This window comes from Bacillus sp. JNUCC-21 (assembly GCF_041222765.1).
Classification (GTDB): domain Bacteria; phylum Bacillota; class Bacilli; order Bacillales; family Bacillaceae; genus Bacillus; species Bacillus velezensis.
Window position 1 is genome coordinate 1914705 of record NZ_CP166019.1, and the last position, 12587, is coordinate 1927291.

Here is a 12587-nt window from a genome sequence, read left to right on the forward strand (position 1 = left end):
ATTTTATGTTACATAGATAGGCGATGTTGAACATGAAGCTCATCGAAATAAGAGGACTGATAAAATTTAGCGATTAAAAAGCTTTTCTTTCGCTGTCTTCTCCGGGAAGCGGGGCGTCTCCTGTCTGATATCACGATCAGTGAGACAGAAGCGGCAAAAAGCGCCGTCAAGATATATGAGCCCGTCAGCGATTTTTTCTCATCATCAGCATTTTGGCCGGCCTTCATTTCGTGCATTTCCTGCTGGTCGGCTACCGCTTTAAAATGATGAGCAGTATCAAACGCATGGGGAATGGAGAGCAAATGAAAGCTTGCAATCGCTAAAAATAAAATAGAAGCTTTTAAAAACAAGATTTTTTTCAAATGTTCTCCCCCCTTCATAAGTCTGAATATTTTTATTATAATACCCTAATTTAAATGTAAAGTAAACATATTTATTAAATTTAAAAAATTATTATCCTGGTTAAGTATATACCATTCCATCCATCTTTTCATCTCTTTTTTCTTAAAGACCTATTTGTTATGATATGCACGCATTCCTTATGACGTGACAACATTTTTCGGGCTGTAAGATAAAAAACGGGGCATGACAGCAAAAGACGTGATGTAGAAACCGAAACATTTTCTTAAAAAAACTTCTCAACCACTGTTGTTGTGATATAATAATACTCGTTGTGTTAAAAGATCTAACATATGCAGCAAAAATGACAGTAAAAGATATGTAAAAGGGAGGTTAAACATGGAGGCTTTCATCAGTGAAATCATAAATGTTCCAAATGATTTTATTTGGAAGTATCTTGTTTATATTTTAGTCGGGATCGGATTGTACTTTACGTTCCGTTTTCGCTTTATTCAATTCCAATACTTTATTGAAATGTTTAGAATCGTCGGGGAGAAGCCGCAAGGAAATAAAGGAGTGTCTTCAATGCAGGCATTCTTTATCTCAGCCGCTTCTCGTGTCGGAACCGGAAACTTGACCGGCGTTGCGCTGGCGATTGCAACAGGCGGTCCCGGCGCAGTATTTTGGATGTGGATCGTAGCGATTGTCGGTATGGCTTCCAGCTTTGTGGAAAGCACCTTGGCGCAGCTGTATAAAGTGCGTTCCGGTGACGAATTCCGCGGCGGTCCGGCATATTACATGGCAAAGGGACTGGGCGCCCGCTGGCTCGGTATTTTATTCGCCGTATTGATTACCGTTTCTTTCGGACTTATCTTTAACGCCGTGCAGTCAAATACGATTTCTGTGGCGTTTGACGAAGCATTCCATGTGAATAAAACAGTTATCGCAATCATTTTAGCTGTATTAACGGCTTTCATTATATTCGGCGGGCTGAAACGTGTTGTATCCGTTTCGCAATTTATCGTTCCGGTCATGGCGGGTATGTATATTCTGATCGCGCTGTATGTCGTGATTGTAAATATTACAGCGGTACCTGAATTGCTTATGACGATTGTGAAAAATGCGTTTGGTCTTGAGCAGATCGTCGGCGGAAGCTTAGGAAGCATCATTATTATCGGTGCGCAGCGCGGCCTGTTTTCAAACGAAGCGGGTATGGGAAGCGCGCCGAATGCCGCAGCGGCTGCACATGTGTCGCATCCGGCTAAGCAGGGATTAATTCAGACGCTCGGCGTGTTTTTTGATACATTTATCGTTTGTACATCGACCGCTTTTATCATTTTATTGTACAGCTTTACGCCTAAAGGCGACGGCATCCAAGTGACACAAGCCGCATTGCAGCACCACCTCGGCGGCTGGGCGCCGACATTTATTGCGATTGCGATGTTTTTATTCGCATTCAGCTCTGTCGTCGGCAACTATTACTATGGTGAAACGAATATTGAATTTATTAAAACAAGCAAAACATGGCTTAATATTTACCGCGTATTCGTTGTAGTGATGGTGGTGTACGGATGTTTGGCTGACTTCCAGATCGTCTGGGACATGGCAAACTTGTTTATGGGACTCTTGGCTCTCATTAACTTAGTGGCAATCTTACTGCTGAGTAATGTAGCCTACAAGATCTATAAAGATTATGCCGCTCAGCGCAAAAAAGGTCTTGATCCTGTATTCAAAGCCGAGAATACCCCGGAGCTCAAGCATATTGAAACATGGGCGGAAGAAGAAGGTACAAGCCCCGAACGTAAGACTGCTAACTGAGGAAACATGCATACAATTTTCAAAAAACCCCTTACATTTTGTTGTGAGGGTTTTTTTTATGTGAAAAACCGGGTTTTTTTACCGAAAACAGTTTTTTGAATTTATTGTATTTTTCTCTTGCGTGTGTAAGGGTTTTCATATAAAGTTTTACTAAACCGGTTTACCAAACCGATTTAGTCTTCAAAGAAAGGAGTATTGATGTGGCTTCTGATTATGGCATTTTTACGATCGGTGATGCGATGATCACCTTAAATCCCGCAAGCACAGGACCTTTGCGTTTTGTTACCCATTTTGAACGAAAAGCAGGAGGAGCTGAACTGAATTTTGCGATTGCATGCGCCAGATTGAATCTGCACTCAAAGTGGGTCAGCAGACTGGGGAAGGATGAGTTCGGCAGAGTGATTTATCAGTTTGCCAAAGGAGAAGGAATTGATGTGACTGACGTCTCCTATGTTGAAGGCTTTCCTACATCTTTAAATGTCAAAGAGATCAGAAATGACGGTTCAGGCAAGACGTTTTATTATCGTTTCAATTCACCAATTCTGACTCTTGCACCGGAAGATATAACAGAGAATATGTTTGACGGCATTCACATCGTTCATCTTACCGGTGTGTTCCTCGCGCTTGATAAGAAAAATCTTGAAATTGCTGAAAGGGTGCTTTCCATCGCCAAAGCAAGAGGGATTCCCGTATCTTTTGATCCGAATATCAGGCTGAAGCTGTGGACGATTGAGGAGGCGCGTGCGGCATTTCATCAAATCTTTCCGCATACTGATATTCTTCTGGCGGGCCGGGACGAAATGAAACAGCTGACAGGTATAGGGGAAAATGAAGCATTAGCCCGGTTTGCAGAGACCTATTCAATCAGCCAGCTCGTCATAAAAGACGGTGAAGCAGGTTCTATGCTGTATCATGATCATAAGTGGATTCACAAAGAGGCTTTCCCGGTTGCGCCTGTTGACACGGTAGGAGCGGGTGACGGCTTTAATGCCGGCTACCTGTACAGTTATCTGCATGGTTTTGAACCGGAAAAACGTCTGGAGTTTGCCAATGCGGTCGGTGCGCTCGTCACCACAGTTTCCGGTGACAATGAAGGGCTTCCCTATCTAGAAGAGGTTCTGTCATTTGTAAACAAAGAGACTGTGATTGAACGGTAGCAAGCACAACTTAAAAAGCGGGTGAGAAAATGAAAGCGGTTCTAGTACGGAAAGCATTTGATCTGGTGGTGACGGAATGTGAGAAACCGTCTGTTGTCCACGCGGATGATGTTCTTGTCAAGGTGAAGCGGGTCGGAATTTGCGGATCAGATTTGCATATTTATCATGGGGCAAATCCGTTAGCGTCCCTGCCGAGAGTAATCGGACATGAAGTCACAGGGGAAGTCGCAAAGACCGGTTCTCATGTCCGGCGTTTCAAGCCGGGTGACCGGGTAGTGATTGAACCGATATCTTATTGCGGAACATGCTATGCCTGCCGGAAAGGACGTCCGAACGTCTGCAAAGCGCTTTCGGTGTTCGGCGTTCATGAAGATGGCGGGATGCGGGAATATATCGTGGTTCCGGAAAAGCAGCTGCATGCCGTTTCCCGCGATCTGCCCTGGGAGGAAGCGGTCATGGCAGAACCATATACGATCGGCGCCCAGGCCGTTTGGAGAGGCCGTGTCGAGAAGGAAGATACCGTTTTGATTCAGGGGGCGGGACCGATCGGAATCTGCATATTAAAAATGGCAAAGTTCAAAGGCGCTTCCGTCATGATAACCGACTTGAATGATGAACGCTTGGCATTCGCTGAAAAAAACGGTGCGGACGTTACCGTCAACGCGCAAAAAGAAGATCCCGTTTTGCGGGTGAACGAATGGACAAAAAAAGAAGGCGCCAATGTCGTCATTGATGCCGTCTGTCTCCCCTCAACGTTTGAAACGTCCATTGACGCGGTGTCTCCGGCCGGTCATGTGGTTGTGCTTGGTTTTGATGAGAGGACTGCCGGCATTTCTCAGCTTCCGATCACAAAAAAGGAAGTCACGATAACCGGTTCAAGATTGCAGACGAACCAGTTTCCGTACATTACAGACTTACTGAATAAAGGCCTGTTAACGCACGGCGGTCTTATTACACATACATTTTCAGCAGATGACGTCCATCAAGCATTTCAGTTGATCGAACAGCACCCGGGCAAGGTGGGAAAAGCAATCATTACGTTTGATTAAAGGAGGAGCGAGAATGCTGCCTAAGTACGCCATTTACGAAAAACTTCTGCATGCACAAGTGGTGGCTGTCATAAGGGGACAAAACAGCCAAGAGGCGCTTGAAGTTTCAAAAGCGGCCATTTCAGGAGGTATCAGCGCCATTGAGCTTACATACACAACTCCTGAAGTGGAAGATGTCTTTAAGGAACTCCGGCATCAAGATATTCTTCTTGGAGCCGGTTCTGTAATGGATACAGAAACGGCGAGACACGCCATTTTATCAGGCGCCTCATTTATCGTCAGCTCTCATTTTGTAAAAGAGATAGCATCTCTATGCAACCAGTACAGCGTACCGTATCTTCCGGGATGCATGAGTGTGTCTGATATGGCTTTGGCGCTTGAAGCCGGATGTGATGTGGTAAAGCTGTTCCCCGCTAATTCGTTTGACCCTTCATTTATCAAGTCGGTCAACGGTCCTCTGCCGAATGTCCGCATTATGCCGACCGGGGGTATCTCATTAAACAGCATGAATGACTGGCTCTCTGCCGGAGCGGTCGCGGTCGGTGTGGGAAGCGACTTGACAAAAGCATATCAAAAGGGCGGCTATGAAGCTGCCGTATCCCTCAGCAAAGAATACGTCTGCCGAAAAAACGAATATACGGGGGTATAACATGAATATCACGTTTCGCTGGTACGGCCAAGGTAATGATACGGTGACTCTTGAACATGTCAGACAAATTCCCGGGGTCAAAGGCATCGTCTGGGCTCTTCACCAGAAGCCCGCGGGCGAAGTATGGGAAAAGGAGGACATTGAAGCGGAAGTCAGATACATTCAATCCTATGGGTTTCATGCAGAGGTCGTGGAAAGCGTGAATGTTCATGAAGCCATTAAACTCGGTCATGAAGAACGCGGACAATATATTGAGCACTATAAACAGACCATTCGCAATCTGTCCGAATTCGGCGTGAAAGTCATCTGTTACAATTTCATGCCGATATTTGACTGGACGCGTACCGATATGTTCCGCGCGCTGGAGGATGGGTCAACCGCTTTGTTTTTTGAAAAAGCGAAAGTGGAAAGTCTCCCTCCGGAGGAACTCATCCGCACGGTTGAAGAATCTTCTGATTTGACGCTTCCCGGGTGGGAGCCGGAGAAAATGGCCCGGATCAAGGAACTGTTTGAGGCCTATCAAACGGTTGATGAAAAACAGCTTTGGGCCAATCTAGAATTCTTTTTACATGAAATCCTTCCTGTAGCGGAGGAACACGGCATTCAAATGGCCATTCATCCGGATGATCCGCCCTGGTCAATTTTTGGCCTGCCCCGTATTATCACCGGTGAGAAAAGTTATGAAAAGCTGCAAGAGATTTCAGATTCACCCGCCAACTGTATTACGTTGTGCACGGGTTCGATGGGAGCGGATCCCGCCAATGATATGGTGAAGATCACCAAACACTATGCGGGAGCTGCGCCGTTTGCCCATATACGAAATGTGAAAATCTGCGATAACGGTGATTTTACGGAAACTTCGCATCTTACCAGTGATGGGTCCATTGATATTACCGGTGTGGTAAAAGAATTGCACGGCCAAGACTATAAAGGATATGTACGGCCTGATCACGGCCGTCATATCTGGGGCGAACAATGCCGGCCGGGTTATGGTTTATATGATCGTGCTTTAGGAATTATGTACTTGAACGGGCTGTGGGATGCGTTCTCGTCTCATGAGAAAGGGGTGAAGAGATGAGACCGATTCATGAACGTTTATCAGGAAGAACCGCTGTCATAACAGGCGGGAGCGGTGTTCTCTGTTCAGCAATGGCAAAGGAGCTTTCACGGCAGGGGATGAAAATTGCGATCGTCAGCCGGAATGCTGATAAAGCAGAGCGTGCGGCGGGCGAGATTGCTGACGCTGGAGGAACCGCGGTTTCTGTACCGGCTGATGTTTCAGCCCGTGATTCGCTCGAAAAGGCAAAAGACGAGATTATCAGCCGGTTTGGTTCTGTCAATCTTTTAATTAACGGAGCCGGGGGAAACCACCCTGATGCGATCACTGCCAGTGAGACGTATGAAGAGGATGAGCAGGGCACATCATTTTTTGATATGGACGAAACGGGGTTTTCCAGCGTATTTTCAACCAACTTTACCGGTGCATTTCTGGCATCGCAAGTGTTTGGAAAAGACCTACTGAAGGCGGAATGTCCCGCGATTATTAATATTTCTTCTATGAGTGCGTATACACCGATGACAAAGGTGCCCGCCTACAGCGCGGCCAAGGCGGCGATTCAGAATTTTACGATGTGGATGGCTGTTCATTTCGCAAAAAAAGGGCTGCGGGTGAATGCCATCGCTCCGGGTTTCTTTTTGACAGCGCAAAACCGTGGGTTGTTATTACAGGAAGATGGAAGTCTGACAGACCGATCCAATAAGATTATGGCACATACACCGATGAAACGTTTCGGGAAACCGGAAGACCTTCTGGGAACGCTCCTGTGGCTTTCGGATGATTCATGCTCAGGCTTCGTCACCGGGGTCACCGTTCCCGTCGACGGAGGTTTTATGGCTTATTCCGGAGTGTGACAGAATCCATGTCCCTGTCAGATTGTAAACCATTTACTTCTGACTTATACTAGTGAAAAATGAAGACAGACGGGGATGAGTCTATGAAAACCATTACAATTTCTGATGTGGCGAAATATGCAAACGTATCTAAAAGCACCGTATCTCAATTTTTAAATCAGCGCTATGACTATATGAGCGAGAAAACGAAACAAAAAATAGAAGCGGCCATACAAGAGCTGAACTATCAGCCGAATTTCGTCGCCCGCAGCTTAAAACAGAAATCAACATTTACAGTAGGTGTGGTGGTGGCTAATATTCTTCACACTTTTTCCACTCAGGTCATCAGGGCGGTGGAAGACTATTTTCATGAACAAGGATTTCATATTATTGTCTGCAATGCGGATGATGAACCGGAAAAAGAAAAGAAATATATTGAAATGCTGCGGGCTAAGCAGGTGGACGGAATTATTATTTTTCCGACGGGCGAAAATCTCTCTTTATATGAAAAGATGAAACGCGATACGTTTCCGGTCGTGTTTATGGACAGAACCATTGAAGAACTCGGGATTCCGACAGTGATGCTTGATAACCATCATGCAGCCGGTCTTGCCGTTGACCGGTTTATCGAAAGCGGCATTAAGAGAATTGCGATTATTACGACGTCCATTATTCGGGAAATCAGTCCGAGGGTAGAAAGGATTGAAGGGTATAAAAAGGCGCTTGACCGCCACGGAATGATGGTGCGGGACGAATATATCAAAACAGCCGATGCGGCTGATATTTCTATTGTTTTGTCAGAGTTGTTCTCACTTGAGGAGCCTCCGAAAGCGATATTGGCGGCAAACGATATCGTTCTTGTTGAGGTGCTGAAGTATATGAAGGAGCATGATATGACAATTCCGGATAAGGCAGCCGTCATCGGAATTGATGAAGTTCCTTTTGCGGGTTTTTTTACTCCTCCGATTACGACGATCGTCCAGCCTGCGGCAGAAATGGCGCGAAAAGCGGGAAGCCTTCTTCTTCGCCAGATACAAGAAAAAGATGGCGGTGAAAAACGGATTCACCGCTATAAACCGGCGCTGCTCGCAAGGCAATCCGGATAACCGGTTTCATTGCATAAACCGGTTTACTCCGGCAATTTAAATGTCTGAATATTATGAAATGAGAGGGGATTTTATGTTCTCAAAAGATAGATTCCCTATTATTCTTCTTTTATTTTCAGCCGGGGTGATTAACTATTTAGACCGCTCAGCGCTGTCTATTGCAGCGCCGTTCATACAGCAGGATCTCACATTGTCTGCAACCCAAATGGGGCTGATTTTCAGCAGTTTTTCTGTCGGATACGCTGTGTTTAACTTTCTCGGCGGTGTTGCATCTGACCGGTATGGGGCTAAATTGACATTGTGTACGGCGATGATCGTTTGGTCTCTTTTCAGCGGAGCGGTTGCGCTTGCTTTCGGATTTGTAAGTCTTTTGATTATCCGTGTTTTATTCGGTATGGGGGAGGGGCCGCTGTCGGCTGCCATAAGCAAAATGGTCAACAATTGGTTTCCTCCGTCTCAGCGCGCCACGGTCATCGGCCTGACAAACAGCGGAACGCCGCTCGGCGGAGCGATCTCCGGCCCGATTGTCGGGATGATTGCTGTGGCGTTCAGCTGGAAAGTTTCCTTTGTCCTGATCATGATCATCGGTTTAGTCTGGGCGGTCATCTGGTTTAAATTTGTCAAAGAACGGCCGGCGCCGACGGAAGACGCCCCGGCAATGAAAGCGGCGATTCAGTCGCATGAGCAGCATATCCCGATGACCTTTTATTTGAAACAAAAAACGGTTCTCTTCACGGCTTTTGCCTTTTTCGCCTACAATTACATCTTATTTTTCTTCTTAACATGGTTTCCGAGCTATCTGGTGAAAGAACGCGGTTTAAGTGTTGAATTTATGAGCGTGGTGACTGTTATTCCCTGGATTCTTGGATTTATCGGTTTGGCGGCAGGCGGAATGATTTCTGATTATGTATTCAAAAAAACCGCCGGAAAAGGGGTTTTGTTCTCACGGAAAGTCATTCTTGTCACTTGTCTGTTCGCTTCCGCTGTACTGATCGGATTTGCCGGACTTGTTACCACTACCGTAAGTGCCGTTATTCTCGTTGCTTTATCAGTCTTCTTTTTATATATAACGGGCTCTATCTATTGGGCGGTGATTCATGATGTGGTTGATCAAAGGAATGTCGGGTCAGTCGGCGGCTTTATGCATTTTCTTGCAAACACGGCCGGTATTATCGGGCCTGCTTTAACCGGCTTTATCGCGGATAAAAGCGGATCATTCTCGGGGGCGTTTTTGCTTGCAGGCGGATTAGCTGTTTTGGCCTCGGCTGCGGTAATCCGTTTCGTGCGTCCGATTATCATTCAAACCGCTTCTGAAGATAAAAAAGACACGATACCTTATTCATAAGTTATCAAAGCCACTGAGGCTGTCCTGCAGATAACGGGATGGCCTTTTCGTTCTGCCGCTTGATCTGTTCCTATGATAATATAGGAATTGTTTACAAAAGAAGGGAAGAGGAGGGGGCATGAAACAGAAGCCGATATATGTCGAAATCAATATTGCATCTGATATAGAAACGCTTTGGGAATATACGCAAAACCCGCATCTTCATAAGGAATGGGATCTGCGGTTTTCTGACATTACATATCTTCATAGGCTGCCAGATGAACCGCAGAGATTTCTATATGAAACACGAATCGGTTTTGGGCTGAAGGTATCCGGCACGGGCGAATCAATAGGTGACATAAGGCCTCGCTCGTCAGAAAGAGTGTCTTCGCTCGCTTTTGCCTCTGATCATCCGCTGTCACTTATAAAAGAAGGCAGGGGCTACTGGAAGTATATAGAGCGGGATAACGGACAAACCGCATTTTTGACTCAATATCAATATGAAACGGCCCGCGGTCTGCCGGGAAGTTGGATAGACCGGTTTTTATTTCGTCCTCTGCTAAGCTGGGCTACCGCATGGAGCTTTGATGCGTTGCGGCTTTGGATAGAACAAAACAGACATCCGAAGATATCAGTCCGTTTCGGGTTTGTCTATGTCTTTATGTGTCTCGTATTCAGTCTGTATTGGTTTTTTCAAGGCTTTCATGATGGCTGTGCCGATGCAGAGATCGTGAGGGGAGCGCTGGAGACAGGGTTAGGGGTATTATGGCTGCTTCCCATGCGGAGAAAGTGGCTGATTCACACCGGGCAGTCAGTCTTCTTTTGTGTAACGGCACTGCTATATTCGGGCGGCGGATTCGTGATCTCATTAGGAGTGCTTACAATAGCCGGCATGATTCTTAAGCTCAAGCTGCCGAGCGCCTGGCATACAAAACGAAAGAGAGAAGTGAAATGACGGATTCAATGTATGAAAAAGCGATTACTCATTATCAATCACTGCACCCGATGCTGCAGAAACGGTACAGATTTGACGAATCACGCACGTTTTGCGGAGAAGGCGTTATGTCAGAAATAAAGGGAGGTTCTTTTCTTGTCAGAATGCTTTTAAAGACAGGTGTTTTTTTCAGATGTTTTTTCTCAGAGAGGGGAAACGATATCCCTTTCACTATCGAAAACAAAAACAGGCAAAATGGCGTGGAATGGAATCGTACCTTTTTCTTTAAAAGCAAAACGCGTTTTTTTTGATGCCGTCATGGAATATGATGAGCGGGAAAACAGAATTCTTGATTACTTCGGCAAACCCCGCATCCTACTGTCTGAACTGCATTTAGAAGCGTCTTCAGACGGAGGGCTTGTTATTACATCCGGAAGGCAGTGGCTCCTGATAGTCGGAAAGAAAATCCCGCTTCCGGCATGGCTGTGCGGCAGTTCAACCGTTTATGAGGCTTATGATGAGGAAATGAATTGCTTCAGCATAAAGGTTCATGTGAAAAACCGGATACTCGGCACGCTTTTCTCTTACCGGGGGACTTTCCGTGAAACAGAGGGGGAAACATGCTGAAGCGTCATCTCATGGTATGTGTGATTTGCTTTTTGGGATTTGCGGCGGCTGAAGCTCCGCATATATCAGCTGCTGAGACGTTTGTTTTATTTTCCGTACTTTTTTTCGTTCCCGCTGTATTCGATTTTGCTTTTCGGCCGTCAAAGACCTTAGAGAATGTGTTATTACGGAGTTATCCTGTTGCCGCTTTATGTGCGGTGCTTGCGCTTGTCACAGACTTCAGTTTTTTTGCCTTTGTGTGGCTCATTTATACGCTTGGGCTGGCACTGTATGCTGTCCGGCGGCTGATGAAAACAAATATTCACAGAACAGAAGAGATGTCTGTTATGGCGGGTTTCATTTATTTGGCCGGGGGCGGATTCTGGTTCTTCGCATATGTCCTTGAGATTCCCGTCATGAATTTCAGCCCGCTTATCGTTCTGCTGACGGCGGTGCACTTTCACTATTCCGCTTTCCTCATTCCGATCTTTAACGGATTGCTCGGCAGGATCATACGGGAGAAACGGGTTCTTTACAGATGGAGCACGGTCATTATTTTGATTTCGCCGATCCTTATTGCCTTGGGGATTACATTTTCAAAGACACTTGATGTGATTGCTGTCGCTCTGTATCTGGCGGGTCTGTATGTAAATGCATATCTCGTCTTTACGGCGCCGTTTGTTACGAAAACAGGCAGGATCTTGATCAGGAGTTCTTCGGCTGTGTTAATGATTACAATTGCTTTTTCTTTGATATATTCGTACGGTGTCTACCGCGAGGAGGCAACGCTCACGATCAGCCAGATGATTTGGATTCACGGGGCCGTCAATGCATTCGGCGTTATCCTGCCGGCTTTGGCGGGGTGGAGGTTGGAAAATCCGAGATCGTTTGATGAGGGCAGCGAAAGAACGTTCAGCCGTATTTACGGGAAGAGAACGATAGGCAAAGACTTTTTGACTGATATTCATGCAGCAAATGACATCCATTATACCGGCCTTCTGGATCAGATGAGAGAACTGCATTCTGAAGACTTTTCAACTCAAAAACTGGCGCCGGCCGTTAATTCCTTTTATGAAGAGACAATTGATTATGATATCATGGCAAAAGTGACGTGGAGCGGATGGTTTCGTCCGTTCGCGCGCGTGTACGAGCCGTTCAGCAGAAGAGCGGGGCAGATTCACCTGTCCATGAATCCGGATTGGTATATCATGCACAGTGATATTATAGGAGTTGACTCTGACAAAGACGGCAGAAAAAATGTCCGTGCGTGGATCAGAACAAATGAAAAGCAGGAAACCGTTTTTACTGCGCTGTATTCAGCGTACAGGGCAAAAGGGGAAGGATACATGAATATCTCTCTTCCGCTGACGTACGGCCAAATGACGGGCATTTTAAAGCCTTATGCGCGTAAGCAGAATCTTGTTTTGACAAGCAGACGGCGAAAAAGCGGAGCGGGTGATGAAGGGATTTATCTGCAGACGAAATGGGGGACGTGTCATCTTCCGCTGGCAGAGACATTTCTTATTTCAGCCCAGAGCGAAACCAGCCTGAAGGCCGTTCATCATATGTGGCTGTTCGGACTGAAATTTTTAACTGTGCATTATCGGATCACTCATGCTTCCGCAGGTAACCGAATGGAAGAAAAAAGATGAAGGGTATGCCTACGCTTCCGTGTATCAAACTTGGTTCGGAAACAAGGCTTTTTGGAATACAAA

13 protein-coding genes are annotated in these 12587 nt (G+C 46.0%); 12 read left to right on the forward strand and 1 reads right to left on the reverse strand.

Annotation, left to right across the window (positions count from 1 at the left end; all coding sequences use genetic code 11):
- Positions 1-8 precede the first annotated feature (8 nt).
- Entirely contained in the window at positions 9-362 is a 354-nt protein-coding gene (locus tag JNUCC21_RS09530) for a hypothetical protein (RefSeq protein ID WP_003153956.1), read from the reverse strand.
- A gap of 376 nt (positions 363-738) precedes the next feature.
- Between JNUCC21_RS09530 and JNUCC21_RS09535 the strand changes: the two genes are divergently transcribed.
- The 12 genes from JNUCC21_RS09535 to JNUCC21_RS09590 all read left to right on the forward strand — a co-directional run bounded on the left by JNUCC21_RS09535 (position 739) and on the right by JNUCC21_RS09590 (position 12524).
- Positions 739-2157, forward strand: a complete 1419-nt coding sequence (locus JNUCC21_RS09535) for a sodium:alanine symporter family protein (RefSeq protein ID WP_012117655.1) — start codon at positions 739-741, stop codon at positions 2155-2157.
- A gap of 200 nt (positions 2158-2357) precedes the next feature.
- On the forward strand, positions 2358-3314 hold the full coding sequence (locus JNUCC21_RS09540) for a sugar kinase (RefSeq protein ID WP_072589131.1): 957 nt from the start codon (positions 2358-2360) through the stop codon (positions 3312-3314).
- 29 nt (positions 3315-3343) lie between these two features.
- Complete coding sequence (locus tag JNUCC21_RS09545; protein WP_025284792.1) at positions 3344-4363, forward strand: zinc-binding alcohol dehydrogenase family protein; 1020 nt, start codon at positions 3344-3346, stop codon at positions 4361-4363.
- A 13-nt stretch (positions 4364-4376) separates the two neighbouring features.
- Positions 4377-5012: a bifunctional 2-keto-4-hydroxyglutarate aldolase/2-keto-3-deoxy-6-phosphogluconate aldolase gene (locus JNUCC21_RS09550; RefSeq protein ID WP_012117658.1), complete on the forward strand. Its 636-nt coding sequence runs from the start codon at positions 4377-4379 to the stop codon at positions 5010-5012.
- 1 nt (position 5013) lies between these two features.
- The gene (gene uxuA / locus JNUCC21_RS09555; protein ID WP_015239936.1) at positions 5014-6090 is read left to right on the forward strand and encodes a mannonate dehydratase; all 1077 of its coding nucleotides are present in this window, start codon (positions 5014-5016) and stop codon (positions 6088-6090) included.
- Entirely contained in the window at positions 6087-6923 is an 837-nt protein-coding gene (locus JNUCC21_RS09560; RefSeq protein WP_015239937.1) for an SDR family oxidoreductase, read from the forward strand. Before uxuA ends, JNUCC21_RS09560 begins: the two co-directional genes overlap by 4 nt.
- A gap of 83 nt (positions 6924-7006) precedes the next feature.
- A complete protein-coding gene (locus JNUCC21_RS09565; protein WP_063095154.1) occupies positions 7007-8008 on the forward strand; it encodes a substrate-binding domain-containing protein in 1002 nt (333 codons plus the stop codon).
- 73 nt (positions 8009-8081) lie between these two features.
- Complete coding sequence (locus tag JNUCC21_RS09570; protein ID WP_015239939.1) at positions 8082-9353, forward strand: MFS transporter; 1272 nt, start codon at positions 8082-8084, stop codon at positions 9351-9353.
- 118 nt (positions 9354-9471) lie between these two features.
- Entirely contained in the window at positions 9472-10287 is an 816-nt protein-coding gene (locus tag JNUCC21_RS09575) for a hypothetical protein (protein ID WP_218791748.1), read from the forward strand.
- A 50-nt stretch (positions 10288-10337) separates the two neighbouring features.
- Positions 10338-10577, forward strand: a complete 240-nt coding sequence (locus JNUCC21_RS09580) for a DUF4166 domain-containing protein (RefSeq protein ID WP_369878819.1) — start codon at positions 10338-10340, stop codon at positions 10575-10577.
- Positions 10522-10893: a DUF4166 domain-containing protein gene (locus JNUCC21_RS09585; protein ID WP_369878777.1), complete on the forward strand. Its 372-nt coding sequence runs from the start codon at positions 10522-10524 to the stop codon at positions 10891-10893. Before JNUCC21_RS09580 ends, JNUCC21_RS09585 begins: the two co-directional genes overlap by 56 nt.
- Positions 10887-12524, forward strand: a complete 1638-nt coding sequence (locus JNUCC21_RS09590; RefSeq protein WP_369878778.1) for a YndJ family protein — start codon at positions 10887-10889, stop codon at positions 12522-12524. Before JNUCC21_RS09585 ends, JNUCC21_RS09590 begins: the two co-directional genes overlap by 7 nt.
- Positions 12525-12587: the final 63 nt, after the last annotated feature.